The 25,443-nt window shown below is 46.4% G+C and carries 23 protein-coding genes, 4 pseudogenes and 1 riboswitch; of the genes and pseudogenes, 23 read left to right on the plus strand and 4 right to left on the minus strand.

Translation table 11 applies throughout. The features are described from left to right. Positions 1-3: 3 nt before the first annotated feature. A complete protein-coding gene (locus tag RE628_RS03125) occupies positions 4-696 on the minus strand; it encodes a phosphatase PAP2 family protein (RefSeq protein ID WP_309157372.1) in 693 nt (230 codons plus the stop codon). 134 nt (positions 697-830) lie between these two features. On the opposite strand from RE628_RS03125, the pseudogene RE628_RS03130 reads away from it, so the two are divergent. From RE628_RS03130 to RE628_RS03145, 4 genes and pseudogenes are all read left to right on the plus strand, one after another. Continuing rightward, positions 831-1,207: pseudogene (locus tag RE628_RS03130) on the plus strand (RidA family protein). A 168-nt stretch (positions 1,208-1,375) separates the two neighbouring features. Next, positions 1,376-2,398 (plus strand): hypothetical protein, encoded by a 1,023-nt coding sequence (locus RE628_RS03135; protein WP_309157373.1) that lies wholly within the window; start codon positions 1,376-1,378, stop codon positions 2,396-2,398. Then, the gene (locus tag RE628_RS03140) at positions 2,377-4,503 is read left to right on the plus strand and encodes a DEAD/DEAH box helicase (protein ID WP_309157375.1); all 2,127 of its coding nucleotides are present in this window, start codon (positions 2,377-2,379) and stop codon (positions 4,501-4,503) included. Before RE628_RS03135 ends, RE628_RS03140 begins: the two co-directional genes overlap by 22 nt. Before the next feature lie 14 nt (positions 4,504-4,517). Further along, positions 4,518-5,309 carry a hypothetical protein gene (locus RE628_RS03145; RefSeq protein ID WP_309157376.1) on the plus strand — a complete coding sequence of 264 codons (792 nt, stop codon included), beginning with the start codon at positions 4,518-4,520 and terminating at the stop codon, positions 5,307-5,309. A gap of 92 nt (positions 5,310-5,401) precedes the next feature. Here RE628_RS03145 and RE628_RS03150 read toward each other — a convergent pair whose 3' ends face one another. After that, the gene (locus RE628_RS03150) at positions 5,402-6,082 is read right to left on the minus strand and encodes a GTP pyrophosphokinase (protein ID WP_309157377.1); all 681 of its coding nucleotides are present in this window, start codon (positions 6,080-6,082) and stop codon (positions 5,402-5,404) included. A 424-nt stretch (positions 6,083-6,506) separates the two neighbouring features. Here RE628_RS03150 and RE628_RS03155 point away from each other — a divergent pair, with 424 nt between their 5' ends. The 5 genes from RE628_RS03155 to RE628_RS03175 all read left to right on the plus strand — a co-directional run bounded on the left by RE628_RS03155 (position 6,507) and on the right by RE628_RS03175 (position 10,320). Continuing rightward, complete coding sequence (locus RE628_RS03155; RefSeq protein ID WP_309157378.1) at positions 6,507-6,896, plus strand: zinc ribbon domain-containing protein; 390 nt, start codon at positions 6,507-6,509, stop codon at positions 6,894-6,896. Then, positions 6,896-7,279 (plus strand): hypothetical protein, encoded by a 384-nt coding sequence (locus tag RE628_RS03160; protein WP_309157379.1) that lies wholly within the window; start codon positions 6,896-6,898, stop codon positions 7,277-7,279. Before RE628_RS03155 ends, RE628_RS03160 begins: the two co-directional genes overlap by 1 nt. Before the next feature lie 210 nt (positions 7,280-7,489). Further along, positions 7,490-7,798, plus strand: a complete 309-nt coding sequence (locus tag RE628_RS03165) for a hypothetical protein (RefSeq protein WP_309157380.1) — start codon at positions 7,490-7,492, stop codon at positions 7,796-7,798. A 169-nt stretch (positions 7,799-7,967) separates the two neighbouring features. Then, positions 7,968-8,068: riboswitch (purine riboswitch) on the plus strand. Between the two features lie 189 nt (positions 8,069-8,257). Beyond that, on the plus strand, positions 8,258-8,827 hold the full coding sequence (locus tag RE628_RS03170) for a xanthine phosphoribosyltransferase (protein WP_309157382.1): 570 nt from the start codon (positions 8,258-8,260) through the stop codon (positions 8,825-8,827). Positions 8,828-8,970: 143 nt separating this feature from the next. Further along, positions 8,971-10,320: a nucleobase:cation symporter-2 family protein gene (locus RE628_RS03175; protein WP_309157383.1), complete on the plus strand. Its 1,350-nt coding sequence runs from the start codon at positions 8,971-8,973 to the stop codon at positions 10,318-10,320. Between the two features lie 48 nt (positions 10,321-10,368). Here the strand turns inward: RE628_RS03175 and RE628_RS03180 are convergent, their stop codons facing one another. Both RE628_RS03180 and RE628_RS03185 read right to left on the minus strand, forming a co-directional pair. Then, positions 10,369-10,707, minus strand: a complete 339-nt coding sequence (locus tag RE628_RS03180) for a DUF4870 domain-containing protein (protein WP_309157384.1) — start codon at positions 10,705-10,707, stop codon at positions 10,369-10,371. A gap of 147 nt (positions 10,708-10,854) precedes the next feature. After that, positions 10,855-12,039, minus strand: a complete 1,185-nt coding sequence (locus RE628_RS03185; RefSeq protein ID WP_309157385.1) for an MGDG synthase family glycosyltransferase — start codon at positions 12,037-12,039, stop codon at positions 10,855-10,857. Positions 12,040-12,468: 429 nt separating this feature from the next. Here RE628_RS03185 and RE628_RS03190 point away from each other — a divergent pair, with 429 nt between their 5' ends. From RE628_RS03190 to RE628_RS03255, 14 genes and pseudogenes are all read left to right on the plus strand, one after another. Continuing rightward, positions 12,469-12,657 carry a hypothetical protein gene (locus RE628_RS03190; protein WP_068779591.1) on the plus strand — a complete coding sequence of 63 codons (189 nt, stop codon included), beginning with the start codon at positions 12,469-12,471 and terminating at the stop codon, positions 12,655-12,657. Positions 12,658-12,809: 152 nt separating this feature from the next. Beyond that, positions 12,810-13,559 (plus strand): type I methionyl aminopeptidase, encoded by a 750-nt coding sequence (gene map, locus RE628_RS03195; protein WP_309157386.1) that lies wholly within the window; start codon positions 12,810-12,812, stop codon positions 13,557-13,559. 105 nt (positions 13,560-13,664) lie between these two features. After that, positions 13,665-14,812 (plus strand): annotated as a pseudogene (locus RE628_RS03200) (IS3 family transposase). 406 nt (positions 14,813-15,218) lie between these two features. Continuing rightward, positions 15,219-16,276: pseudogene (gene coxB, locus RE628_RS03205) on the plus strand (cytochrome c oxidase subunit II). 103 nt (positions 16,277-16,379) lie between these two features. Beyond that, a pseudogene (gene ctaD / locus RE628_RS03210) lies at positions 16,380-18,229 on the plus strand (cytochrome c oxidase subunit I). After that, the gene (locus tag RE628_RS03215) at positions 18,226-18,855 is read left to right on the plus strand and encodes a cytochrome (ubi)quinol oxidase subunit III (protein ID WP_309157388.1); all 630 of its coding nucleotides are present in this window, start codon (positions 18,226-18,228) and stop codon (positions 18,853-18,855) included. The pseudogene ctaD and the gene RE628_RS03215 overlap by 4 nt, the downstream one beginning before the upstream one ends. A gap of 1 nt (position 18,856) precedes the next feature. Continuing rightward, positions 18,857-19,177 (plus strand): cytochrome C oxidase subunit IV family protein, encoded by a 321-nt coding sequence (locus RE628_RS03220; RefSeq protein WP_309157389.1) that lies wholly within the window; start codon positions 18,857-18,859, stop codon positions 19,175-19,177. Between the two features lie 102 nt (positions 19,178-19,279). Continuing rightward, positions 19,280-20,188 carry a cytochrome c oxidase assembly factor CtaG gene (gene ctaG, locus RE628_RS03225; RefSeq protein WP_309157391.1) on the plus strand — a complete coding sequence of 303 codons (909 nt, stop codon included), beginning with the start codon at positions 19,280-19,282 and terminating at the stop codon, positions 20,186-20,188. 37 nt (positions 20,189-20,225) lie between these two features. Then, complete coding sequence (locus tag RE628_RS03230; protein ID WP_309157393.1) at positions 20,226-20,690, plus strand: DUF420 domain-containing protein; 465 nt, start codon at positions 20,226-20,228, stop codon at positions 20,688-20,690. A gap of 319 nt (positions 20,691-21,009) precedes the next feature. Then, on the plus strand, positions 21,010-21,735 hold the full coding sequence (locus RE628_RS03235) for an ABC-2 transporter permease (RefSeq protein ID WP_309157396.1): 726 nt from the start codon (positions 21,010-21,012) through the stop codon (positions 21,733-21,735). A gap of 43 nt (positions 21,736-21,778) precedes the next feature. Beyond that, positions 21,779-22,189, plus strand: a complete 411-nt coding sequence (locus RE628_RS03240; protein ID WP_309157397.1) for a GntR family transcriptional regulator — start codon at positions 21,779-21,781, stop codon at positions 22,187-22,189. After that, positions 22,186-23,091 (plus strand): ATP-binding cassette domain-containing protein, encoded by a 906-nt coding sequence (locus RE628_RS03245; RefSeq protein WP_309157398.1) that lies wholly within the window; start codon positions 22,186-22,188, stop codon positions 23,089-23,091. Before RE628_RS03240 ends, RE628_RS03245 begins: the two co-directional genes overlap by 4 nt. Positions 23,092-23,146: 55 nt before the next feature. Then, positions 23,147-24,052: an ABC transporter ATP-binding protein gene (locus tag RE628_RS03250; RefSeq protein WP_309157399.1), complete on the plus strand. Its 906-nt coding sequence runs from the start codon at positions 23,147-23,149 to the stop codon at positions 24,050-24,052. Further along, positions 24,045-25,319 carry an ABC transporter permease gene (locus tag RE628_RS03255; protein WP_309157400.1) on the plus strand — a complete coding sequence of 425 codons (1,275 nt, stop codon included), beginning with the start codon at positions 24,045-24,047 and terminating at the stop codon, positions 25,317-25,319. Before RE628_RS03250 ends, RE628_RS03255 begins: the two co-directional genes overlap by 8 nt. Positions 25,320-25,443 lie beyond the last annotated feature (124 nt).

The following is a 25,443-nucleotide window of genomic DNA, read 5'->3' on the forward strand; positions in this document are numbered from 1 at the left end:
CCGCTATATATTCATGTCTTGGTCAGGTCGAGGTGACTTGGTGAGCGTAGCCCCGGGCACGGATCTGTTACGTGAACGCGAGTAGGAGTTCCATACCTTCGTAACGAGGATAAATGCAACTTCTCCAATCAGCATTGAGGCCAGCGCATCGTATATGACATGCTGCTTTACTAGCAGCGTTGATACAATGATAGTCATCGCTCCGATAACAAAGACGGCTTTAATGGATTTGCGTATTGTTTTTGCGGCTAAGACTCCCCTCATAATGACATAGGAGTGCAGAGCATGGATGCTTGGGAAGCAGTTAAAAGGGTTATCCACGCCATAGACAAAGTCAATCAACAGCTTCCGGTCCCAGCGATCGGGGAACAATTCGGGACGTATGACCGTCGTCTGGTAGAAGAAATAGATCAGATAGCAAACGATGAGTCCGATGTTCATCACAATCAGGGTGCGGTAGTAGGCTGATCTATCCTTGAGACAGAGATAAGCAATACCGATGAGGATATAAGGATACCAGCCTATATAAGGGATAGCCATTGCCGGTATAAGCGGCAGGAGATCATCGATGGGTGAGGATAAGACATGAACAGGTCGCCCTCCATGATTGAGCAAGCCGTATAACAAGCCCATCAGGCCCACAGAAGCCGCGAAACATAAAGCTCGGAGATAAGATTTGGATAGAAACTGCCGCAAGAATACACCACCTTATAAAATAAAATCGATAGCATTATAATAACAATTTTGCAGCGCAGAAGGAAATGTAAGGTTGCCATGGAGACGAGTTAGTGGATACAATGAGTTAAAATTAGTAAAAAGGCGGGGTTAAAATGGAAAAGCAGACAATAGCAACTACATCGGCACCCGGGGCAATCGGCCTTATTCCCAAGCTGTACGAGTTGGTGACTACATATTCACTTCAGGGCAGCTCGGCTTGATCCCTGAGACTGGACAATTAGCGGAGGGAATTGAAGCGCAGACGAATCAGTCACTGCGTAATGTGAGCGCGATACTGGAAGCTGCAGGCTCGGGGCTTGATCGGGTCGTGAAGACAACCGTATTTCTGAAGGATATGAATGATTTTGCTAAGGTTAATGAGATTTATGGCTCATTCTTCTCTGAGCCTTATCCGGCAAGAAGCGCTGTAGAAGTAGCTCGCTTACCAAAGGATGGGTTGGTTGAGATCGAAGTCATCGCTTTGAAATAACAGGATCAGCATGAGATAGCCGGAATGTAGAGGGGCGGTTCCTTCACATTCCGGTTTTTTTGATTTATATGATTTTAGAAGTTTGAATCAAGTTTATATTAGCCAGTATTTCGTATAAGATAGTAAGGATGGGGAATGTTTGGTATTAAGAAATGGCGGGAGATCAGCATGAATCAACGTCTTTATGGAATATGGCTTGGTGAAGTTATGTTTTGTTTCTCCGGGGAGATATCGGAGGCTAAAGTAGATGCCTGGACGGCTGCTGTACGCCGGCTGACGTTGGAGCCGGGGATACGGCCGTTTCAGCGTGCCGCATTGCGGCTGGCGGAGGTACGATATCCAGTGGTCTCTACGGCCCAGGTAAGGGCCAGTGCCACAGAACGTAAAGGATTAATCGGGAGGTCATTGGAAGGTCTTGCCCTCTCGGTTCAAGATACATGGGAAATGCTGTTGAATTGGGATGGGGCAGTGTTGACTGGTCAGCAGATTCATGCTGGCGGAGAAATGGAGTTCTGGAGTAAAGCAGCGCAATTCGCGCTGGATTTATTGCTTCGTGGAAAAATTGCTCCTGGAATCAAGCCGGGAACGGTGAGTGGCAGAAGGCGTACGGGCCAAGCGTCTGCTCAGTCGGTCTGGGTTCCATCTTTCACTGCACAGGAGGATGAGGCTCGCTTCCGGCAATTAGCTGAAGCGATGCCGCCGATTTGTCTGGCCGCGGTGCAGTTTGGTTCGGCGCTGGAGGAAGGATCCGTTCTGAATCGCCGAATGACACTGCTGTATTCTTTTTTGACAGCTATGATCGATAATGAAGTGCGTAGAGGGAACGAACAACTCGGACGGAACTTATACCCGGTACGAGCTAGATATAGGAGAGGCTACTCTCCCATGACGGAATTATGGTGGAATGAGCTGCTAGGTAGCGGCATCCCCTCCAATCTGCAAGGTCCAGTGGCGGAAATTAGTCAAATGATCGAAGAGATTACAGATACAGGGGGAGTCCCTCCGCGTGATCAAGCACAGGATCACAAGAGAAAAAGTGCAGGTTCATTCCGCTTGTGTCTGCGTATTGAACCAGAGGAATCTGGTGAGGAAGAGCTTGCTTCTACGGACGTGGGTAACAATCAAATGTGGAAGCTGTCATTTTGGGCCGAAGGTGTAGAGGACCCAGGGTGCTTCTGCCTGCAGGATTAATATGGAGTTATCCTAAGCGGGATATGGAGATTCAGGAACGGGAATACCGGAATGTCCAACAAAATTTGCTGCTGCGGTTAAGTAAGGCGGCTTATATTGAGCCTGTGATCAAGGAAGCGATGGGGAGACCACATCCCGAATCCGTAATTCTTCATCCACAGCAGTTATATACATTTTTGAGCAAATCGGTATCCATGCTGCGTAAGCAAGGGGTAACCGTGCAAATGCCCACACGCTGGACGAAGGAAGGCAGACGCCGTGTCGGTGTCAGAATTAAAGTTGACGGATGGTCGGAAGGCAGTGGAAGTTCTCTGCATGAAACGTCAAAGCTTGGCATCGATAAATTAGTCCAATTCGAAGCGGAGGCCTTATTGAACGAGAGTCCCTTGAGCTACGGAGAATTGACAGAGCTGGCGTCCTCGAAATCATCACTCGTGCTATTCCGCGGGGAGTGGATAGAGATCGATGCCAAGGAGATCAGACAGGTACTTAAGTTTATGAAGCGTCAGGAGACAGGGGAGATGAGTTTTCGCGAGCTCATGCACTTGTCTGCGGATGACGGGTATGAACTTGACGGCATTCCAGTGGATGCGATAGAAGCGGAAGGCATGTTGTCCTTGTTATTGAGCGGCAATGGCGCACTCATATCGAAGCCTGCCGATGCACCTGTTCCGTCCTCTCTGAACGGGACACTTCGCCCTTATCAGGAACGTGGCTTCCGATGGCTTGCCTCCATGCGCCAATTAGGATTCGGGGCGTTGCTTGCCGATGATATGGGGCTTGGCAAGACAGTCCAGGTCATTTCCGTACTGCTGGAGGGACTTGAACAACTGGCAGGTCCGAGCCTGATTGTCTGTCCTACCTCATTGCTGGGGAACTGGCAGCGTGAATTTGCCAGATTCGCGCCGCAAATGCGCGTATGTGTGCATCACGGAAGCGATCGGCTCCATGGTGAGAAGTTCTTTGAAGCATGTCAAAGCCACGATATCGTGCTAACGACATATCAGTTGACCGGCAGAGATGCCAAGGAGATGAGAGAGGTATCCTGGAGCTCGATCGTGTTGGATGAGGCTCAATATATTAAGAACTTCGGCACGAAGCAGGCTCAGAGCGTCATGAAGCTAAATTCAGGACATAAGATCGCCATGACTGGTACTCCGGTGGAGAACCGACTGACCGAGCTATGGTCGATCTTTCAATTCTTAAACCCGGGGTATCTCGGCTCGAATGCTTCCTTCCGTTCCCGCTATACGGGCAATGGTGAGCGACAGAATGCCGAGCTCGTCAAGTTACGGAAGCTGATTGCACCTTTCCTATTGCGCCGTCTCAAGAGCGACCCGGATATCCGCAAGGATCTGCCGGAGAAGATCGAGTTGAAATCGTATTGTAGTCTAACTACGGAACAAGCAAGGTTATATCAAGCGGTTACCGATGGCTTGATGGAGCGGATCTCCAGTAGCGAAGGGATCGCCCGGAAGGGGATCGTTCTCTCATCTCTGACACAGCTCAAGCAAATATGTGATCATCCGCATTTGACTGGGGCTCGCAGAGGTGCGGCGACAAGTGGGGAACGCTCAGGGAAGCTGGACCGATTGTTCGAGCTACTTGATCTCATTCTGGACAATAAAGAATCGGCGCTCATCTTCACGCAATATGTACAAATGGGAGATCTTCTGCAGGAGCAGTTACTAGCAAGATACGGAGAAAAACCGTTCTTCCTTCACGGTGGTGTTGCCAAGCTTGACCGCGATCATATGGTGCATGAATATCAGGAAGGAGCAGGCTCCCCGTTGTTCGTACTCTCGCTAAAGGCGGGCGGGGTCGGCCTCAATCTTACGCGTGCGAATCATGTCATTCACTATGATCGCTGGTGGAATCCAGCTGTTGAGAATCAGGCCACTGACCGTGTATTCCGCATTGGCCAGCAGAAGAATGTGGAGGTTCATAAGTTAATCTGCCAAGGGACGCTGGAGGAGCGAATCGATGAACTCATCGAGCGGAAGAGAGCACTTTCGGAGCAGGTCGTTGGCTCGGGTGAGCACTGGTTGACGGAAATGTCCAATGAAGAGCTGCAAAATCTGATCGCCTTGCAGGGCTGGTCGTAATGGGGGAACCCACAATGAAGAAGAGTATACCGAGTGTTAGAGATGAAAATATAGAATTGCAATGGACTGCTATGGGTTTAAGGGTGACATTATCGGCCCAAGAGCCCATGCAGGACAGATGGGTTATCCAATTGCCTCGGGAGCCCCTTGAGAAGGCCAGCGGGCGGCTAATTGAACATTTGCAGCGAGATTCACTTAAGCTTGCTGTTCTCGGAGAACAAGGCGCCGATGCCATCTCCAATCTGCTGTCCCGTATGCCCTATTCGAATGAAGGGGATTATCAGGAGACGCTGAGCACGATTGTAAGCAGGTCTGAATGCACTTGTGGACAAATGGACTGTAATCATATCCGAGAAGCTTTACAGGCTGCTGAGGACTCCTGGAGGGGCGCCTCTGTGGTGGATCGGCTGGCATGGATCGGCTGGACGGCGGAGACTTTGTTGGATACCGTGTTGGATCGATGGGCTAGCAAGTCGTCGATCAAAGACGCTGAGTCAGAACTGAAGCGATTCATTGCCCACTTCGATACACCTGCGTATCGAAACAAGGAAGGCGAAGCGAATCTTGCGGAATGGCTGGCGGAAATGGCCCATAACGGCCGCCTGCATCAGCCTGGACCCGAGCTTCATGATGTGGAGATTAGCTTGTCTCCTATGCAGTTATCTCCGCAGGATACCGCTGTACATCCCTGGAGCCAGCTTCTTCCCGGTGTGCCAGGCGTTGCCGAGGGCTTATCACTTGTGATTGAACAAGCGAGCAAGAATGCGGAGGAGCTCGTCAAGTCGCTTAGAGCCAGTAAGTCATAAGACTGTCATAGATCAAGATGCGCAAAACAGCTGCAGGGAGCATGCCCTTGCAGCTGTTTTTGATGTTGTGCAGTTAATGAAACTATGGAGCGCTAAGTTAGGAGTTTAGGGTGATTTTGCTCGTCAGAATCGGAGCTTCCCATGATCTCTTTACGCAGTCCGCACATTTTCTTGTCCAGTGCGTCTGCGGCTTTGGCCGCCTCGGTTAGCTCTTCGACAACATGATAAGGGACCTGCTTCTCATATTTGTAGTAGAGAATATGCTCCATGCTGGCCCAGAAATCCATAGCGAGCGTACGCATTTGAATCTCGACCTTCATCCAACGCTGTCCCTCCAGGAGAGTGAGCGGAACGGCCACGATCAGATGAAGACTCTGGTAACCATTTGGTTTAGGGTGCTCAATATAGTCTTTAATCTCCAGAATCGTGATATCTTCTCTTTGCTTCAGATGCTCCAGTAGGCTATAAATGTCCTGAACGAAGGAGAAGACGATGCGCATACCAGCGATATCGTGGATCTTGTTCACAATGTTGTCGACCGTAATGTCATATCCTTTGCGCTGTAGCTTGCTCATGATACTCTTGGGTTCTTTAATGCGAGTTTTTATATGTTCGATTGGGCTATATCCATTCTCGATTTTCCATTCGGTCTGAATTAGCTTGATCTTATTCCTCAATTCATCTAATGCAAGCTGATAAAGTGTAGGGAGTTTCTTCCATTCCTCAAATTTACGAAGATCATGCTCATCGATTTCCCAATACAACTCCTTCAAGTTTAACTTCTGCAGGACACTTTGGTTATCTTTACTGTTAGGCGTGTTCAGGGTAATCTACTCCTATATATTTTTGATCTGTTTAGAGCACGGACTTACTTTTATTGTAACTTGAATAACTTGTCAAAATCAAAACAAGACTTAGGTACAGTTTTCACCATGGTGAAAAATCTGTTATGATATTTTCAGAATAATAGGGCGAGTTTAAAAAGTCAGACTTTCAGCACCGAGAAGGTTGGATGAAGCTAGGGCGTGAGGAGAGGAGCGTACGTAGTTGGTACGTGAGCACCGGAAGGCCCGGCTGAATTCAAGATTCGATGTAGAATAAACTCTCAGTGTTACTTCGTGATCAAAGGTGGACTTTTTGAACAACCTCTAATAGGGCAGCTTAGTGCTTCAGAAAGAAGTGTGGGGAGGAATAATAATGAATTTCTTCAGGAAAATAAAGGATAGTGCCGGTAAAATGACCGATCGAGCGCAAAATGTAGTAGAGATCGGACGTTTGAATACACAAATTGCAAATATTGAACGTGAAATGGGATTGTATTATCAAAAAATGGGCGAGGTCTTCTACGAAGGATACCGTCTTAAGGATATGTCAGAGGCTGAAAAGGAAATGCTTGAACTAGCCAAGACTTGTGACCTGCTTGTAGAAGAACGGGACGAAGTCCGCCTCAAGATCGCTGAGCTTAAGAATGAACGTCTATGCGGCACCTGCGGCAAGAATGTGGCTCAAGATGCGATGTTCTGTCCTTATTGCGGGGCAAGCTTGCGAAGAGCAGTCAGGTTGCGAATCGCCCCTCAGGCGGACTGATGGATCTTCAATCGGAGGAGAGTGCGGTCTCAGATGAGACGATGATCTATACTCCGCAGATGCTTGAGGATTCGCCTTTGAAATCCGTTCTGGAGAAGGATGAAGATGAGCTTGATGAGCGCCGTAAGCAGCAGTTGGAGCGCGAGCGGGAGCGGCAGGAAGAATTGGATCGCCGGATTCGCACCTGGAAAGAGAATGTAGGTAAACCGGGAAATGATCAATCAAATCCCGATAATCCAGAGGATGAATTAGCCTCTGCTAGAGCCTATTCCAAGAAATCCGAGTCCGACCCAGAGGTGCAGTCGGTGAAATGTCAAATATGCTCCTCTGTACTTGTCAAAGGAACAAAATGGTGTCCGCACTGCGGATCGGAACAAATCTAAAATCAAGGAATGTCACTAAGTTGTAATAAATAATGCCTTACGAACTGGTAGGTCTTGCGTATTAAGTAAGTAAGGCGACGGTTTTTTCCTTACGGCACGGAATGGTCGGGAAAGCATGGCCATAGCTCGTGCCTTTTTTCTATGAGTGAATGACGCTCTGTGGACAAGGGAATGCTGAACAAACAAGAGTGAATTGGGGGATGAATTTCAATGGAATGCATTGTTCATTTTGACGTACATCACGAGGAAGGTATCAAGTCTCTGAGAGGATTAATTTTTCTACAGGATGACAAGAAGATTCCATCAGAGAGTGATTTGCTACAGATGTTCGAGGAGATGGGTTACAAGCTCAGATTGGATGACCGGGATAAAATGATATTCGTACCAAGCGAGCCAAGAAGTGACTTTGATTGGGTTCGGATACGCGAGCTAGATACAGGAGATAAGACCTATAAAGAGGATGGCGAATTAAGATCGGTGATCGGCAACTTGATGCCACAGAAATTCAGACCTATTTAATGAGGAAGTTGCTAGCTTCGTTCAGCCTTTCTGAATACATACTTCATCCATGAAAGATTGAAAACTAGCGTGAAAATTGCAGAACTTTGAAAAAAATTCACGAAAGGCACGAAATACCTCTTTATTTCCTCGCATAGTTTGCGTTATACTTCAAACATTGTATATAATGTCGTCTTTTCATAGATTTTCTCGTATAAATGCAGGGATCGGCCTGCAAGTCTCTACCTGATCACCGGAAATGATCGGACTACGGGAGAATGGCTCTATACCGGATTTTGTCAGAGAGCGAGGCTCGGGCAAAATTCCTTTTGGTGTCGGGGCGTTTTCTTCGTGAGTTCATTTTCCTGTAGGGGAGTGAGCTCTCTTTTTATTTGTTGATATAGAGTTATAAGGGATCAGCACGATCTGATCAGATTCTATATCGTAAGTTATCTAACACTTATAAGGGGGACAAGTTCTATGAAACTGCTAAAAGAGAAAGTAATGACTGAAGGAATCGTATTAAGTGATCAGGTATTGAAGGTAGACTCCTTCTTGAACCACCAGATGGACCCGGTACTGATGAGAGAGGTTGGGGCTGAGTTCGCCCGTCTGTATGCAGGGGAGAAGATTACGAAGGTGCTTACGATTGAATCATCAGGCATCGCTCCGGCCATTATGACGGCGCTCGAGCTAGACGTTCCGATGATCTTCGCCCGTAAGCATAAATCGTTGACACTCAGAGACGATATTCTGGTGGAGAAGGTGTATTCCTTCACGAAGCGGGAAACAAATGAGATCACGGTATCTAAGAAATTCCTGAATAAGGATGACCGTGTGCTTATTATTGACGATTTCCTTGCTAACGGTGAAGCTGCCTTTGGTTTGGCGCGTGTTGTTGAACAGGCGGGAGCTAGTGTAGTCGGCATCGGCATTGTCATCGAGAAGTCGTTCCAGCCAGGTGCTAGATTGCTTGAGGAAGCTGGATATCGCGTTGATTCGTTAGTACGGATTGCTTCGCTTGAGAACGGCACAGTGACTTTCGTCTAAGGGCAAGTCTTGCTGTCTGATAAGAAGCAGCAGTTATATGTACTTACAAATACAAATGAGTGTTTAAAAAGCTTGGTATGTAGCATCGAAGACTTTTTGAACTACCTCTATAAGTTGAGCCTGGGGAGGAACTAGTTAACATCATGGAACACCACGAACGTATTTTCCAAAGGAACAGACATCCTTTTAAGACGTTTTCTTTGGGGATTCAACATGTATTGGCTATGTATGCTGGAGCGGTCCTCGTACCGTTAATTGTAGGCGGAGCGTTGGAATTTAGTCATGAACAACTTACTTATTTGATTTGTATTGATTTGCTGGCTTGTGGTGTGGCGACTTTGCTGCAGGTATGGGGTAATCGCTTCTTCGGCATCGGATTGCCAGTGATGCTTGGTTGTGCCTTCCAGGCCGTGGCGCCGATGATCGCGATCGGAGGGAGTGAAGGCTTGGGTGTATCAGCCATCTATGGTGCGATTATTGCCTCAGGCTTGTTCGTATTTCTATTCGCCGGTTTCTTCGGCAAGCTGATCGCGTTCTTCCCTCCGGTCGTTACCGGATCTGTCGTGACGATCATAGGGGTAACTTTGATACCGGTCGCTCTTACCGACCTTGGTGGAGGGAATGCAGCAGACCCGGATTTTGGTAGCCCGCTTAACCTTGCCCTCGGTTTTGGTGTGTTCATCTTTATTATCCTGCTGAATCGATTTACAACAGGGTTTCTGCGCTCCATATCCGTACTTGTCGGTTTGATTATTGGTACGATTATCGCTGGTTTTGCCGGTGCAGTCGATTATACGGCACTTAAGGAAGCAAGTTGGTTCCATATGGTACAGCCTTTCTATTTTGGGCGTCCAACCTTCCATGTCTCGGCTATACTAACGATGATCCTGGTATCGATCGTCAGTGTTGCTGAATCGACAGGTGTATTTATGGCCTTGGGCAAAATCGTAGATAAGGACATTAAATCAGAGGATCTGACCAAGGGTTATAGAGCAGAGGGACTGGCAATTATGCTTGGCGGTATTTTTAATTCCTTCCCGTATACCACCTATTCGCAGAACGTCGGGTTGATTCAGATGAGCCGTGTAAAGACTCGTGATGTGATTGTTGTAGCCAGCGGTCTTCTGATTCTGCTTGGTTTCGTACCAAAGATTGCGGCCCTGACGCAGCTTGTACCAAGTTCCGTGCTAGGCGGAGCAATGATAGCCCTGTTCGGGATGGTGCTCTCTTCCGGTATCCGCATGCTGGGTGATCAAGTCGATCTGAACCGACATGAGAACTTGTTGATCATCGCTTGCTCTGTAGGCATGGGCCTTGGAGTTAGCGTAGTACCAGGTCTCTTTGAAAGTCTACCTTCGTGGTTGCGTATTCTCGTTGATAACGGCATTGTAGCCGGCAGTGTAACAGCTATTATTATGAACTTGCTCTTTAACGGATTGAAAGGGCATAAACCGAAGACAGCTGTTAGCGAGACAGAAGCAGAGATGAATTAGCTCCATGCTTAAACTCCTATCAACCTAGCTTAAGAGGCTAGGTTGATTTTACATCCGGTTCAGCTGCCGCTCTGCGAGCTCACCGATCCAGGGGAGCTTAAGCCACTTTCCTTGCAGTGCGGTGAACATCAGGATGACCCACAGAAAGACGCCGAGCAGTGTCAGAAGCAGATTAACGACAAGGCCGATGAATGGAATAAATCCGGTGACGGCGTGAGCAATCATGATTCCCGCGAAGAGCATGACCGATTGTAGTGCGTGGAAGAGCACGAATCTGCTTCTACGCTCGATGACGAGGAATACGACTCCACCGACAAAAGCGAATAAATAGCAGAGAAACCCGGCGATGTTCTCGTAAAGTCCTGTAGATGATTTGAACGGGGACATAGAAAGACACCTTCTTTCCCAAGAGCTTGCAGGGAAGTAAGGCGCTGTCGAAAAATGCTCCCGGAGCTATTCTCGTCCTAACTGTCCCTGTCTCAATAAAATGTATGACGAGCCTTGGGTGGACAGAACCTGATTCGAAACAGGCGATTATAAAATGACCGAATACTCTTCCTGATGGATGGTTGTATCGTGCCAGAAACTTAATATATCGTTCACGATGAGCTCCGCGGCCTTTGGTCGGCGGAGCTCATCTATTTTACGGCGAACAAGAGTCAACTGATCCTCATCGTGCAACAGCGAGAGGATCTCTTCTGTAAGTTGTCTGTGGCTGTTTGTAATGCGAGCGATTCCTTTATCTTGAAGGTATTTAGCATTGTTGAGCTCCTGGCCAGGGACTGGGCGGTACAGGAACATCGGCAGGCGGCATTCCAACGCTTCAGCCAAAGTCAGTCCTCCAGGCTTCGTCACGATACAATCGCTCGCTCTCATTAGTGTGGCGACATGGTTGACATAGCCATATAAATATAAATCAGGGTGACTGCCCATAGCCACTCTAAGCCCGTTATACAACCCCGAATTGCGACCGCATACCGCGATAACTTGAATGTTCTCTTCACGGAGAAGCCGTTCGCATATATTAAGAATATCATGCATAACTCCATAAGCGCCGGCCATGAGCAGGACGGTTCTTTTTCCGGAATAGAGATAATTCAGACTATCGGTAGGATCGGCGGTATCAGGCGAATCACGCAGAATAGGTTCTTGCACGGCTTCAGAGAAGTTGGACCGAATCGGAATACCCGTCACCTGAATATGCTTGGCGGGAATTCCGCGAGATTCGATCTGCTCTTTCAGATCCTCGGTAGCCACGTAGTATCGATCTACATCTGGGTGAATCCAGCGGCCATGCAAATCGAAATCAGTAATAATGTTGATTAGAGGGATAGATTTACCGGTCTTTTTGAGTAGTCTAGGCATCGTAAGTTGAGGGAAGGTATGGATAACCATGTCGGGTTCAAATTGTTCGATGATCTGGTGAAGTTTGCGGATTCCCAGAGAATGGAGCAAGGAATGGAGCGGGTCGCCGGGCTGTAATTCCTTGGTGGAGTTATATAGCCAGCCATATACAGGGGCAAGAGATTTATAGCTGTGCATATAGACGAATTTGGTGAACTCATTCAACAAGGGGTGGGATTTGGCCATTAGATCCAGCAGGATGACCTCGTTGATCCCTCTGGCCCGTAAGCAGGCCTCGATTGCTTGGGAGGCGCGATAATGCCCGTCGCCGTAGCTGGCAAAGAGAATGATGATTCTAGGCATTCTTGAACTCATAGGTTACTTTCCTCCAATCCAAGATCAACATGTTATAGAGGTACTTCCAAACACGTCCGAATAATTTGTTAGGCCTGAGTATATTTTAACAAGGGGCATACTTTATATTAACCCATAATTGTTAAATAAATGAATGATCCGAAAAAATAGGTATTTGGAAGAAAGCTGAAACATGAAGCTGAATATGATACAATAGAATGGATAGGAGGTTTTTTCCAAATCATTGCACCGCGTTGATGCTGACGTATACTGCAAGACGCTTTTTCCACTGTTCTTGATCTAACGAGAATTTCATTGGGGCACACTAGTCATAGTGCCTTAAGAAAAGGTAGGAGCAAAGATTCTTTTTAACTTCATGATTTTACAACCGTGCTTTTAGAGTTCTCATGATCGGGGCATTTATTTCAAGCGTTCTGGGAGGGAATTAGTATGGCTACAAAAGGTCATAATGAAGTAAAGGAAAGCTTGCGGGAGATGACCCGGATATTCAAGCCGAAGGATCCGAAGAAGTTCGTTAAGGAATATGTCAGGAAGTATCGGATAATGGGGGGCTATGAGGAAGAACTAACTCTTATTGTTGAGAATGAGTTGGATAAATTGGATTCGTCGGTTTCCTGATTGTACATATCAGGGAAGGAACTATTACGTTTTTAATCAGGAACTCCTGAATATAATCGTCCTGGCGGATATAGCCGGGACGTTTTTCTTCTGTTCCCACACATATAATTACAATAGCAAGTGAAAGTTTAGCAGAAAGGAAGTGCCTAGGCATGAAGGTAAGCTTGAAATCGAAGGAGGAAATTTTAAGGATCAAGGAAGCAGGAGAGATTCTGGCTGATTGTCATAAAAAAATAGCTGAATTAATCGCTCCCGGAATTACGACACTGGAGATCGATGCTTTTGTGGAGAAATATCTGGCGGAGAGAGGGGCTACTCCGGAGCAGAAAGGATATCGAGGGTTCCCTTTTGCCACCTGTGCATCGGTTAACGAAGTGGTATGTCACGGATTTCCTAATAACAAGAAGCTGCAGGAAGGGGATATCGTGACGATCGACCTCGTGGTGAATAAGAAGGGGTGGCTAGCCGATTCGGCTTGGACCTACCCGGTAAGCAAGATTAGTAGTGAGGCTAAGCGGCTGATGGAAGTTACCGAGAAGGCTCTCTATGCTGGAATCGCCCAGGCCGTGCCGGGGAACCGTATCGGAGATATCGGGTATGCAGTTGGACGATGCGCTGATGAGGCGAACATGGGGATTGTAAAGGCACTGATCGGCCATGGGATTGGACGGAGAATGCACGAAGCGCCAGATGTGCCGAATTTCGGTCGTGCACATAGCGGTATGATTATTAAGACAGGGATGGTATTCACGATCGAGCCGATATTTACGCTCGGAGATTCCGGAGCGGTGCTGTGGGATAATGACGGTTGGACGATTCGCTCAGCGGATGGAACCCTGGGGGCACATTTCGAGCATACTTTGGCAGTTCTGGAAGATGGACCTGTAATTTTAACTAAATAAAAGAAGAGAAAAGAGAGCTTTGATATTATCCCCTTACGGTAGACAGTGAAAAAAGAGTTCATGATATCATGGATTCAAAGACTGTTGACCGGAGGGGATTTTATTATGCCGCCAAAGAAAGGGCAGAAGTTTAATCGGTACGATGAAGAGACGAAAAGAGAGGCTGTTCGTTTACGTGTTGAGGAGCAATGGAGTTACTCTCAGATCCGAGAAAAGCTAGGGATTAAAAGTGATGTACAGATTATAGATTGGGTTCAGAAGCATCAAAACGGGGAATCATTTGATGATTATCGCGGACGTTGGAATAAGAAGCATTTTAGCAGTGTTGAAGAAGAAAATGAGTATTTAAAAGCGCAGGTCGAATACCTAAAAAAGCTCAATCCGAATCTACACGGGAGGGAAGTTGGATAAGCAAGCCCGGTTCAGGACCATCGAAAAAATGAATCAGAACCACTCGATCATAATGTTATGTAAGATTGCAGAGGTATCAAGAGCGGGCTACTACAAGTGGAAAGCAACCACTGATACCCGCCAGATCCGTCAAGAACTGGACGCGGATATCAAGGAACATATTCTGGCCATTCATCGCTTACGGCCATACTTTGGCTACATACGCATGCGTACCGCATTGAGTAAGGAAGGGCTTCAGGTGAACCACAAGAAGGTACGGAGGCTAATGCGGGAACTTGGAATCCGTTCTGTCATTCGTAAGAAGCGACCGTTTGCGGGCCGTAAACCGTCTGTGGTCTTCCCTAATGTCCTGAACCGCCAGTTTACAGCTGAAGCTGCCCTTAAGAAATTTGTGACCGATATCACCTATGTAAGAACGGGGCATGATTTCGTCTATCTGTCCGTCGTCCTGGATCTGTACAACAACGAAGTCGTTGCCTGGGAAGTATCTGCACGAAACGATCTCGATCTTGTGCTCAATACAGTGAAGAAATTAAACGCAAAAGAGGCAGTGCTACATTCGGACCAAGGCTTTCAATATACGACAAAGAAGTACAGTAATCTCTTAGAAGAGCAAGGGCTTAAGGGCAGTCACTCAAGACGTGGAAATTGTTATGATAATGCTTGCGTTGAGTCATTTTTTTCTCATCTCAAGACGGAGAAGTTGTATCTTGAAAGACCAAATAATGAGGAACAAGCTCGGGTCCAGATTGCTGAATACATAACGTTCTATAACCATGAACGTTTTCAAAAAAGCTCAGCGATCTCTCCCGGTGGAATACCGGGAAAAGACCGCTGCATAAATTCCTCTTTTTTAAATGTCTACTTGACGGGGGTAAGACCAGCTTAGCTCTCTTTTTTAATAAAATTTTCAAACAATGTTAAACGAAATGTCAAATATGGCAGAATTGCGTCAAATGCTGTAATGGAGCGTAAATTGGGGTGGATAGAACAGGCCTATAGGGCCTGTTTTTCTATTTGAAAACGCCACCAAACGCTGATATGATGCACTTTTTCGTATATTTGAACATTTTGTGAACTGTCTGTGATTCATTGACAAAAGATGGGTTGAATCATATATTTAATAGGTGATTGTTATAATTGACAAGAGTGCATCTATTGTGCTAAAAGTCATGTCTTGTTTACTGGAAATGCATCATCTTTGTACTCGTACATATTTGGGAGAAAACGTAAAGTGGGGTAGATCAAATGATGAAACCTGGAAAGGCTTTTAAACGGCTTGTCCCCTATTCTTCGGCATCTCGCTCTTGCTCTCTGCGTGCGGCCGTGAGGATTTGTCTGCGCTTAGACCTCAGGGTCCGGTGGCGGAAGATCAGCTCGGACTGATCAAGCTGGCGATTTCGATCATGGTTGGTGTCATGATCATCGTATTTGGCATTGCCGCCTATGTCCTTATCAAATTTCGTCGCAAGCCGGGACAGACTGACGTACCGAAGCAGGTTGAAGGAAATTTGAAATTGGAGATTATTTGGACGGCTATACCTTTGGTACTCGTAATGATTCTGGGAGTCGCTACGGTTCAGAAGGTGTTTGCTATTGGTGAAGATTATTCGAAAGACAAAAATGCGGTTAAAGTCAAAGTAACTTCGCATCTGTTCTGGTGGGAGTTCAACTATCCAGACTACGGGGTGACAACTGCGCAGGATTTGATTATTCCAACCGGCAAGAAGATTGCGCTTGAATTAAAGACGGCCGATGTTCTTCACTCCTTCTGGGTACCTTCTCTTGCAGGCAAGACGGATACCAATACCGATGGCACGGTGAATAAAGCTTGGATTGAAGCTTCCAAGGAAGGCGTCTATCTTGGTAAATGCGCCGAGCTCTGCGGCCCGTCCCATGGTCTGATGGAATTTAAAGTAAAAGCGGTCAGCGATGATTCGTTCAAGAAGTGGATTGAGTCGATGAAAGCACCGGCCGTACTACCTGCAGATCCGGCTGTTGCAGAAGTGTTCAAGAGTCAGTGCTTGACCTGTCATGCGGTCGGTGACCAAGGGGGGCCATTAGCGCCGAACCTGACGGGAATCGGAAGTAGGGAGACTGTTGCCAGCATCTTACTTAATGAAGAGGGAACAGGGAATCCGGTAGGCAGAAAGCCAATCAAGGACAATTTGGTTGAATGGCTTAAGGATCCACAAGCCGTGAAGCCGGGCAATAAGATGCCGGCGCCTAAAGAAGGTTTAGGGCTGACGGATGATCAGATCGAAGCGATTGCCCAGTACCTGGCTGATTATAAACTATCTTACTGATCGAACGCCTCTTCTGGCATGAACGGCATTTCTAAGGCAAAGGAACTTAAAGGGGGTACAGACCTTGGCTCACGCTCATAGTGTTAAGCGGCACAAGGGATTGATGGACTGGCTGACGACGGTCGACCACAAGAAAATCGCCATTCTGTATTTGGTTGCGGGAGCTTTCTTCTTCGGAATCGGCGGGATTGAAGCGCTGCTTATCCGGGTTCAGCTTGCGAAACCGATGAATGATTTTGTGACGGCGCAGCAGTTTAATGAATTGATTACAATGCACGGAACGACCATGATTTTCCTCGGGGTTATGCCTGTTATTTTCGCCTTGATGAACGCGGTAATTCCGCTGCAAATCGGGGCGCGTGACGTTGCGTTCCCGTTCTTGAATTCACTCGGGTTCTGGACCTTTCTATTCGGTGGCTTATTGCTGAATATTAGCTGGTTTATGGGAGGGGCTCCTGATGCGGGCTGGACCTCTATACCCCGTTATCTACAACGGCTTACAGCTTAACGCATGGCGTCGATTTCTATACGATCGGCTTGCAGATTGCTGGACTTGGTACACTGATCGGGGGGATTAACTTCCTGGCCACGATCATCACAATGCGTGCTCCGGGGATGTCGTATATGCGGATGCCGATGTTTACCTGGACCTCTTTTGTAACTTCGGCTATGATTCTGTTCGCATTCCCTGCCGTGACGGTTGGTCTCGTACTACTGTCCTTCGACCGGATATTGGGAGCTAATTTCTTCGAAGTGAGCAAAGGTGGTAACCCAGTTCTCTGGCAGCATATCTTCTGGATTTTCGGACACCCTGAAGTTTATATCCTGATACTTCCAGCCTTTGGGGTGATTTCTGAAGTCGTGAGTACATTCTCACGCAAGCGCCTGTTCGGCTACAGCTCGATGGTGTTCGCTACGATCTTGATTGCCTTCCTGGGCTTCATGGTTTGGGCCCACCATATGTTTACGACAGGCCTCGGGCCGGTCGCAAATGCATTGTTCTCGATAGCTACGATGTTAATCGCCGTACCGACCGGGATCAAAATATTCAACTGGCTATTTACGATGTGGGGTGGCCAAATTCGCTTTACTACAGCGAATCTGTTTGCCGTCGGGTTTATTCCTACCTTTGTTATGGGGGGCGTTACCGGCGTAATGCTGGCCTCAGCTCCGGCAGACTATCAATATCATGATACTTATTTCGTAGTTGCTCACTTCCATTATGTAATCGTGGGCGGGCTTGTTCTCGGATTGTTCTCAGGTCTTCATTATTGGTGGCCTAAAATGTTCGGTCGGATACTGAGTGAGAAGTTGGGTAAGTTCGAATTCTGGACATTTATTATTGGCTTCCACATGACCTTCTTCGTACAGCATTTCCTTGGATTGATGGGTATGCAGCGCCGCGTATTTACATATTTGCCGAACCAGGGCTTTGAATTACTGAACTTAATCAGTACGGTTGGCGCGTTCCTAATGGGTGTCGGAGTGATCGCGTTCCTGATCAATGTAGGCATTACCGCAGCTAAACCAAAGAATGCTTCTAATGATCCTTGGGAAGATGGACGTACGCTGGAATGGACGATATCTTCGCCTCCACCGGAGTATAACTTTAAGCAGATTCCACTTGTTCGTGGACTTGATGCATTCTGGAAAGAGAAGATGGCGGGCAATAAGGAGATGACTCCGGCTGAACCGATCGGATCGATCCATATGCCGTCACCGACAATTCTTCCATTTATTATGTCAGTTGGTTTGTTCATCGCAGGACTTGGATTTATGTTTACGAGCGATGATTTCGGTAACAGCTTCATGAACTTTATTTTTGGGAACTATATTGTAACGGGCATTGGCCTCGCGATTACTTTCGGAAGCATGCTGGTACGTTCGCTGTATGATGATCACGGCTGGCATATCGAACCGTCTGAATTAAATGAGAAGGGGGTAAAAGCATGACAACACCTCATGCAGAGCAAGCAACGAACGTCCTTCCTCATGAGCCAGAGAAAGCTACGCTGGAAGGTCGCAATAAAGTGCTTGGCTTCTGGCTCTTCCTTGGTGGAGAAGCCGTATTGTTCGGCACGCTTTTCGCTACCTTCCTGACACTGAGAAATCAAGTGGCAGACGGTCCATCGGCCAGCGAATTGTTCAGCTTGCCTATAACTGCAGCGGCAACCTTCATATTGTTAATAAGCAGCTTGACTAGCGTCTTCGCCGTACAGGCATTGCATCGCGGTAATCGTAATGTGCTGGCTAAGTGGCTTGGCGTGACTGTATTGCTCGGCCTAGCGTTTCTTGTACTTGAAATTTACGAGTTTTCCCAGTATGTCCTTCATGAAGGTTATGGTATGACGACCAGTGCGTTCAGTTCATCGTTCTATACCTTAGTTGGCTTCCACGGGGCACACGTCTTGTTTGGGGTTCTGTGGATTTCTATAATCATAGGCCAGCTCTTCAAAAAAGGGCTAACCGTAGTTACGGCTCCGAAGGTTTATGTGTCGGCGATGTACTGGCACTTTATCGACGTAGTATGGGTATTCATCTTTACCGTTGTTTACCTGCTTGGAAAGGTGGTAGGATAGCATGACGAATCACGATTCGAATGGCGTCACAACGATCAAGCATCGGCATCGCCAAGAAGGACCGCAGAAGCATGTCATCGCGTTTATTTTCTCCATCGTTCTGACTTTGATTGCTTTTGCTTCCGTAGCGGCGGGCGGAGTCAATATCGCCTTCACTGTTCTGTTATTGCTGGTTATGGCAGTACTTCAGGTACTTGTTCAGCTGGGATACTGGATGCATCTTAAAGATAAGGGACATATGATACCGATTTTGTTCATGGCCGGGGGATTCTTCGTTGCAAGTTTGGCGATTATCGCCGCGCTATACTGGATGTGGTGGTAGGAAATATTGGGAGGGCTTGATTCCAAGCCCTCTTTTTATGTATAAATAATTAGAGGTCCATCATATCGACAGAATCGAAGTCTCCGGGAAGGAAGGGTTCGTGTGCTCGGGTTAGAATATTTTACATTTACACAGGTATGGAGTCCGATTGCATTAGCAACGGTACTGCTGATCATAGCGGGGTACTTCGTATTGATCGGACCGCTTAGCGAGAAATACGGGCAAGGGGAGAAGGTTCCCGTCTATAGGAAGCTGCTATTCTTACTCGGACTGGCTTTGTTGTATATCGCTCAAGGCGGCCCTATAGAATTGCTAGGACATATTATGTTCAGCTTCCATATGATTAGCATGGCGTTTTCGTATTTGTTGGCTCCACCACTTCTAATGCTTGGTATTCCTGTCTGGGTCTGGCGCAAGGTTGTGTCTTGGCTTAGAAGGAGTCCTCTGCGTACTCTTAAATTTCTGATCCATCCTGTCGTTGCAGCAATCATATTTAACGGGCTATTCTCTTTCTATCATATCCCCGTTATTCATGACTACGTGATGCTCCATTTCGGAGTACACCGACTGTACTATGTCGTGCTATTTATTACGGCGGTGTTGATGTGGTGGACATTAGTAGATCCACTACCTGATATGACTTCGGTTAAGGGAGTTAAGAAGGTTGGTTTTATCTTCCTCAATATGATACTCTTAACTCCAGCGTGTGGATTGATCATTTTTGCTCCAAATCCGATGTACACGACATATAGTGATCCGGTAGTCTGGGCCAAGGCGATGGGCTATTGTATTCCGGGGGATACAACGATGCTACTAAGCCAGTTTGGCGGACCACAGTTCTTCGGCTATTTAGAACCAGTGGTTGATCAGCAGGTTGGTGGAATTCTGATGAAGTTCATTCAGGAGACTATTTTTGCCTCGATGTTGGCCTACGTGTTTTTTCAGTGGTACAGACAGGAGAACCGGAGAGAAGATGATGAGGAGATACTACCGGAGGAATATGCTCCCTAACTAACTCTATAAGCAAAATGAAGTAGGAGGATTTGTCATGGACGTTTTCACATTATTTCCGACGATTAGCACTTCGTTTATCGTAATTAGTGCCGTGCTGGTTGCGATCGGCTGGGCGCTGATTATTAAAGGGAAGCGCGAGGCGCATAAGAAGACGATGATTGCGGCTGCGGTTGCAGCATTGCTATTTTTCATCATTTATATGTCGCGGACCGTATTTATCGGCAATACTTCATGGGGAGGGCCAGATAATCTCAAGGTATACTACCAAGTATTTCTGATCTTCCACATTGTCCTGGCAAGCGTGGCAGCGGTATTTGGAATTACGACGCTCGTGCTCGGCTTCAAGGAGAAGTATGCCAAGCACCGTAAATGGGGCCGTACGACATTGGTGATTTGGTTCTTTACGGCAATTACTGGGGTAGCAGTGTATATCCTATTATATATGCTGTATCCAGGTGGACATACGAAGCCGGTATGGGAAGTTATATTGGGAGCTTAAGAAGAAAATCCTGCATATTTGCAGGATTTTTTTGTTGTATACTTTAGAGTTGAAAAAATTCAGTTTTACAAATTTGTCTTCAGATGTTGGCGGATGATAACAGAAAAAAAGGACATGTCTGGAAGTGATTCTCCTAGGCATGTTCTTTTTTACTGAGAAGTATTGGAAAATTTTATATTGACGGTTCAGATATACACAGTATATACTGTGTATAAAGATATAAACAGTAAGCACAGTGGTTATAGCAACTGCTCATCTATAGTGGAACTGAGAACTTATAGAGATGTTGTTATAAAGATATGGGGATTAAGGAAGGGTGATGGAGTTGAAAGCTTGGAAGGACGCCTGGGTGATTTTCAAAAAAGATTTATATACCGACCGAATGTATCTGATCTGGAACGCGATATTCATGATATATGGCGGAGCGATGTTCAGCTTTATGCTATATTCCGTGGATCATGCCGATACGAATATTCATCCATTGGCGGATTATCTTATGCTGATGATGGTACCTATGATCGGATTTTTCTTCTCACGTAGATCATTTAATTATTTGAAGGAAGATTCGTACACGCGAATGTTATGTTATTACCGTACGCTTCCGATTCCGGTCAAGACGGTCATGAAAAGCCGGTACGTCCAACTGGTGTTTACGATTATTTTTAACAGTATTATCCTTTTCTCGACAATATACTTTGTTTTTATATTCCTTAATAAGGAAATGAGCGTTATTGAATATATCTCCTTCGCTTTAACGTGGATCGGGTATGCTCTGATTATAAATGGACTCTATATATACTTAGAATTTTTGAAAAGAGGAAAGATATATTTCTGGCTTGGTATGCTTCTTATGCTTAGCATGGTGATAATAACGTTTGCTGTAGCTGTTCTCCAAGGTAATTTAGTGAAATATACGATGGATCTTTCCGTACGTTATGCTTTGTTATCACCAATCATGTGGGGAACTCTTCTAGTTGGCGTGCTGTTGCTTTATTTCACAGGTTTATTGACTATACGGAAATTAACAGATCGAGATTTAGTTTGATAGGATGCTATAGCAGATTTAGTGGCCGGAGGTGATGTGAAAGGTGTGGATTCCGATTCAAATTGATGAACAAAGCGCAGAGCCCTTGTACCACCAGATTGAGACTCAACTTAAATCATTGATCGTCAGCGGACAAATCGAAGAAGGAACGCTGTTGCCGTCAATTCGTGAATTTGCCGCGAGCCTAAGCTGTAGTGTCATTACGATCCGGCGAGTCTATCAGGATTTAGAGAATGAAGGCTTGCTTAGAACAAAGCAAGGGACAGGGACCTTTGTCGCTAAGGTCGGAACAGGGGAACGAAATGAGTATCGGAGGACGGTTGTTCAAGCAGCGGTAGAGACGGCTGTAGATACTGGCATTTCCGTTCAGTATGGAGAAGAAGAATTGAAACAATTGTTTCTAAAGATATTGAAGCAAAAATATCATAAAGATGGCGGGAGGGATACCGAGTGACAGAGAAAATGGCGATTGAACTTAGAGGAGCTTTAAAGCAGAGGCGGAGACGCTCGATCGGGCCGATTGACCTTAATATTCCACAAGGTTATATCGTTGCTCTCGTTGGAACTAATGGATCGGGAAAAAGCACGATGATGAATATGATGCTTAAGACGATCAAACCGGATCAGGGTACGATTCGCTGGTATGGCGAGTCTTACAGCGGAGAGTTGCCCTTAATATTAAGGCAGAGCATAGGCTATGTACCAGAAATCCCGACTTTAGAGGAGAATCGCTTGACCGCTGATGTAGCAGCCAGGTTCCGTTCACACTGGTATCCGAATTGGGATGAAGCACGTTTTAATGAACTAATGGATAAGTTCCACGTTCCACGTAATGAGCGGTTAAATCGAATGTCCAAAGGGGAGAGACGTAAGTTCGAAATTGCCGCTGTCCTTGCGTCCAGACCTAAGCTGCTGCTGCTTGATGAGCCGTCTTCAGGTCTCGACCCATTCGCCTGGGGCGATATGATCGACGAACTCCAGGCTTGCATGGAGAACGAAGAAGTCACGATCGTGTTATCGACTCATATTGTAGATGAGGTCAAGAGATTGGCTGACTATATCGTACTGGTTAACGAGGGGCAGGTTCTCGGCGTGGCGGAGAAGGACTCACTCTACGGCACTTGGAAGGAACTGTGGGTTCAAGGGGTACCGGAAGTGCTTAGCAAGGTAAGTGGAGTTGCCAAATGTCAGCCGGATGGACCGACATTGACGCGAATCATCGTCCGGGATAATGAACAATGGACGAATTACTTGGCGGCCACAGGAACGCAGATCGTGAAGTCGCGGACTCTCGAACTAGAGGAAATATTGCGGTTGTGGATCGAAGGGCATGAGCCTGAGCAATTGATAGTGTAGACATTGTTCTATAAATAGATATTTCAAATCTAAAATAAGTGGGGGATAACGAAATATGGTAAAACCTTTAGTTCTTGAGAAGGTTGTTAAGCAATTCGGCGACAAGACTGCGGTCAACCAAATATCACTGCAGGTAGAGGCTGGAGAAATTTATGGCCTGCTCGGTGCCAACGGAGCCGGGAAGACGACAACGATGCGAATGGTGTTAGGGCTGATTTATCCCGATGAAGGCCAGATTCTATATCATGGGAAGCCTTTTGGGAAGGAACTGCAGCAAGGAATGGGGTATTTGCCAGAAGAACGCGGATTATACCCTAAAGTGAAGGTCTCTGATCAAATTAAATATTTGGCTAAATTACGTGGTATGTCGGAGGCGGAGGCTGAGAAGAGCCTGCGTTACTGGCTTGAACGGTTTGAAGTACCGGATTATTACGATAAGCGGATTGAAGAGTTATCCAAAGGGAATCAGCAGAAAATGGGCTTCATCGCGGCCGTTGTCCATAAACCGAAAATCGTAATTTTGGACGAAGCGTTTAGTGGACTTGATCCTGTGAATGTAGAACTGCTCAAAGCCACAGTCAAGGAACTGCGTGAAGAAGGAACCAGTATTCTGTTCTCGACCCACCGTATGGAACATGTAGAAGAATTATGCCGCAATATTACGATTCTGGACCGCTCCAAAACGATACTACAGGGGAACCTGCGTGAGATAAAGAAACGTTATCCACGGGAAGAGGTTCTTCTCTACACCTCTGGTGAAGTAAACGGTCTGGAATTGCTGCACGGAGTGGAGAAAGTCGAGCGTAAGGAGCGGGGATATCTGATCAAGATCTCTGATGTGGCTGCGGCAAAATCCATTTTGCGCAAAGCAATGGATGAGAGTGAAGTGGAGCACTTTGAGATTAAAGAGCCGACATTGAATCAAATCTTTATTAGAGAGGTTGGTGAAGTTCATGAATAAGCTGGGTACGGTAATTGGGTTTACGTTTTTAAATAAAGTCAGGACAAAATCTTTTCTCATAACCACCTTGGTATTGGCTCTGCTGATGACGATTGGTATTCATGTTCCTTATTTAATTGATAAATTTACAGGAAAAGAAAACGGTCCGGTTACTGTAGGGCTCGTGTATGCAGATTACCCAGATCTTGCGGGTTCTTTGGAGAAGTACCATGACAAGCTCCCTGTATCAGGCTTGAAATTTGTAAAGTATGAGCAGGCTGATGAGGGTCTAAATAAAGACCTGGAGGGCGGTAAGATCAGCGGGTACCTGCAACTCGTTAAGGCAAATGGGGAGGACTTCCCGGCTGTTAACTATATTTCCAAAAAAGATAGTATCGACAGTGGAATCCAGACTGAATTACAGGCTTCCCTGCAGAGTGTGAAGACGGAATACATTACCAAGGGCTCGTTAACAGATACCCAGGTCGCTGAATTGAATGCCCCAGTGCAGATAGACGTGCACAAGCTGGCTCAGAATGGTGAGGAAGCCGGGCCAGAGAAGAAGAATTTCTCACCTGCTAACATTGCAGCGATGTATATACTGATCATTCTTTTCTTCATGACAAATATGATGACCGGAAACATGATTGCCGCGGAAGTTACCTCCGAGAAGAGTTCGCGGATCATGGAAATTCTGATCACAAGCACATCTCCGATTACGCAAATGTTCGGTAAAATATTCGGCATGTTCTTTATCGGCCTACTACAGATAGTTATCTTTGCTGCCGTTTTAGCCGGGAACTTGGCATTGCCATATAACCGAACTGCTTTGAGCGGTTATGATCTGAATCTCTCTCAGTTGGATCCGACAGTGTTTATCCTTGGTTTGGTATATTTCATTCTCGGCTTCTTCCTGTATGCAACTTTGTTCGCTGCAGTCGGCTCGCTCGTTAGCCGGACAGAGGATCTGGGTCAAGCGGTAATGCCGATTACAATGCTCTCGCTAGCCGCATTCTATATCGGAACCTTCAGCATGAGTGCGCCTAATTCAATGCTGATGAAGGTCTGCAACTATATTCCATTCTTCTCGCCGGTCAGTATGATCGTCCGGATGGGTGTAGGTGCGCCGAAGACCTGGGAGATTATCGTCTCAATTGTCATCCTGCTGATCTCCATCTATGTATGCGGATGGTTGTCTGCGAAGATTTACCGTACGGGCGTGCTGCTATACGGTAAGCGTCCTACGATCAAAGAGCTGCGTAAGGCGATGAAGGCTTACAAGATTTAGAGAGTAACTATAGAGCGAAAACATCGTAATATTAGTCCATAAATATTAGGAGAATTGTATAATGAAAAATTGGAAACGTATATTCTTATCAATCATTATCTCGGCGGGGCTTATTACCTCAACA

This window comes from Paenibacillus sp. D2_2, assembly GCF_031199965.1.
Lineage (GTDB): Bacteria > Bacillota > Bacilli > Paenibacillales > Paenibacillaceae > Fontibacillus.